The following is a 2,576-nucleotide window of genomic DNA, read 5'->3' as shown; positions in this document are numbered from 1 at the left end:
CGAAGTCACGACCCAAACCACCACGCCTGTCGTCACCACAAGCGAGCCCGCTCAGATCCTCTCGGGCGGCGCGATGTCGATCCGCGCCGACACGGGTATCAACGACAAAAGTCAGATCATCGCGGGCGGCGATGTCCAGCTCGTCGCCAATGTGCTCGACAACAGCCAGCCCAAACCTCACGCTACCGAGCAACGCGCTCTACCAGATCGTCACGACTCCGGGCAGTCCCTATGTGGTCCAGACCGATCCTCGCTTTGCGAACGACGCGACCTGGCGCTCAGCGAGCGACATGCTCGCGCAACTCGATGTCGATGCGCAGTCGGTTGCACGGTTCATCGGCGACGGCTTTTATCAGCAGCAACTCGTGCAGCAGCAAATCATCGCTGCGACAGGCCACCAACACCTCGGCGACTACACCGACAACCAGAACCAATACGCCGCGCTCATCAACAACGGCTTGACCGCGGCCAAGCAATTTGACCTGAACGTCGGCACCGCCCTCACCGAGGCACAGATGGCTGCGCTCACGCGCGACATCGTATGGCTCGTCAACGAGACAGTCGCGTTACCCGATGGCACCACACAGACCGTACTCGTACCCCAGGTCTATCTCGTCGCGAACAATCTCGATGTGACGGGAACAGGCAGTGTGATCGCGGGCAAGAACGTGTCGATCGACAGTGAACGTCTGCATAACTCGGGCACGCTCGCAAGTCAGTCGGTAACGATCGTCACGGCCGACGGCATCACGAACTCCGGCACGCTTACGGGGCGTTCTGTACAGGCACGCACCGTCTATGACCTGAACAACCTCGGTGGTCTGATCCAGGGCAATGCAGTCGCGCTGTCGGCCGGAGGCGATCTCAATCTCCTCTCGACAACGCAAGCCACGCACGATTTAAGCGGCAACGCCCAGACGCTCGACAAGACATCGACGATTCGTGCAGGCACGCTTAACGCTCAAGCGGGCCGCGATCTGAACGCACGCACGGCGAATATCGAGGCAAGCGCTGATGCGACCCTCTCGGCCGCACACGATGTCCATCTCGATACCGTGACCCAGTCAAGTGACGATCACGTCGCGTGGGCCGCGCGAGATCACGTCGAACGCGCTTCGAGCACCGATACCGGCACACGGGTATCGGCCGGCAAGAATCTGACGGTCACAGCCGGTCATGACGTGAACGCGACGGCCGCTTACGGACAGGCAGGCGAAGCACTCACCGTCGCTGCCGGACACGACATCCAGATCACAGCAGGCGAGCACAGTCTCTATGCCAATGAAGAGAACACGCAATCGCAACGTGAATTCCTGCGATCGAGATCGACACATACGATCGACACGGAGCAACAGACCGCCTCGATTGGGTCGACGTTCTCCGGCAACACGGTCGATATGCAGGCGGCACATGATGCGACCATCAGAGGGTCGACAGTCGCGAGTACGGGCGACGTCAATGTGCGTGCGGGCCACGACTTGAACATCGCGGCAAGCACCGATTCTTTGATCGATCGCCACTATAGCGATATCCACCTGAGCGGCTTGGGCGCAACAGGCGGCCTGTCGTACAGCACGAGCGACACGAAGACGACGGCTCAGGACACACAAACGCGCGCACACGGCAGTCTAATCGGCAGCACGGGCGGCGATGTGAGGCTTGCGGCGGGCTCGGACTTGCGTGTGAGTGGCAGTCAACTCGTTGCTAAACGTGGCGTAAGCGGCACGGGCTCGAACGTAACGCTCGATGCAGCCACCGCCACACGGGATCACACCAAGACCGTGGAGACGGACACGTCGGGCTTTACGCTAGGGCTCGCGGGTACGGTGGGCGACGCGATCAACGCGACGATCCAGCAAGCGCAGGCGATATCGAACGGCGAAGGCGATCCACGCGCGACGGCATTGCACGCTATTGCGTTAGCGGGCAATGCGACGGCGGCGACCGGCGCAGCCGGCGCGACGGGCGGTGCAACGGGCGGCAAGACGCCGAGTGTGAGCGTGCAACTGAGCTACGGCGAGACTCACAGCGAAGACACCTTTAAAGAACATCAGACGACGCACACGGGCACGACCGTGATTGCCGGGAACACCGCGACCTTTACCGCCGCGGGTGAAGCGGGGCTAAATTCGCATACAGGTTCACGTCCAAGCTCGGGTCCTCGTACGACTACGGATACGGGTACTGCCACGAGTACAACGGCGAGCAAAGGTGTTGGTACAAACATCGACACGGACGCGGGTATTGAAATCGAAACTAATACACACATCGTTTCGAATGCAAATACCGGCACTCGGCCGAACTTCAACCCGGGTGTAGATGCCGCCGCGAACGCTGGTGCTGGTGCTGGTGCTGGTGCTGGTGCTGGCAACGTCACCATAGCAGGCTCGACCATCGAAGCCGAAGACATCGTGCTCGCCGCGCGCAATCAAGTCAATCTACTCAATTCGACAGACACCGACTCGACGCGCAGCACGAACGAATCCGACAGTTGGAGCGTTGGCGTGTCGTATGGCACGCAGGGTTGGGGTGTCTCGGCATCGATGTCGGCCGCACACGGTGATGCAAACAGCGAC

General features: G+C 60.9%; 2 protein-coding genes. Both read left to right on the top strand.

Annotation, left to right across the window (positions count from 1 at the left end; genetic code table 11):
* Positions 1-73: 73 nt before the first annotated feature.
* Positions 74-481: a hypothetical protein gene (locus D7S86_RS30670; RefSeq protein WP_420813238.1), complete on the top strand. Its 408-nt coding sequence runs from the start codon at positions 74-76 to the stop codon at positions 479-481.
* 34 nt (positions 482-515) lie between these two features.
* Positions 516-2,576, top strand: a 2,061-nt coding sequence (locus tag D7S86_RS29960) for a hemagglutinin repeat-containing protein (RefSeq protein ID WP_420813237.1), incomplete at its 3' end; no start/stop codon positions are given.

Source organism: Pararobbsia silviterrae (assembly GCF_003628125.1).
Lineage (GTDB): Bacteria > Pseudomonadota > Gammaproteobacteria > Burkholderiales > Burkholderiaceae > Pararobbsia > Pararobbsia silviterrae.
Note: the sequence above shows the minus strand (reverse complement) of the source record. Positions and strands in the feature narration are given on the sequence as shown.

Coding starts and splice junctions, on each gene's coding strand:
- D7S86_RS30670 (WP_420813238.1), top strand. CDS start 74: ATGTCGATCCGCGCCGACACGGGTATCAACGACAAAAGTCAGATCATC.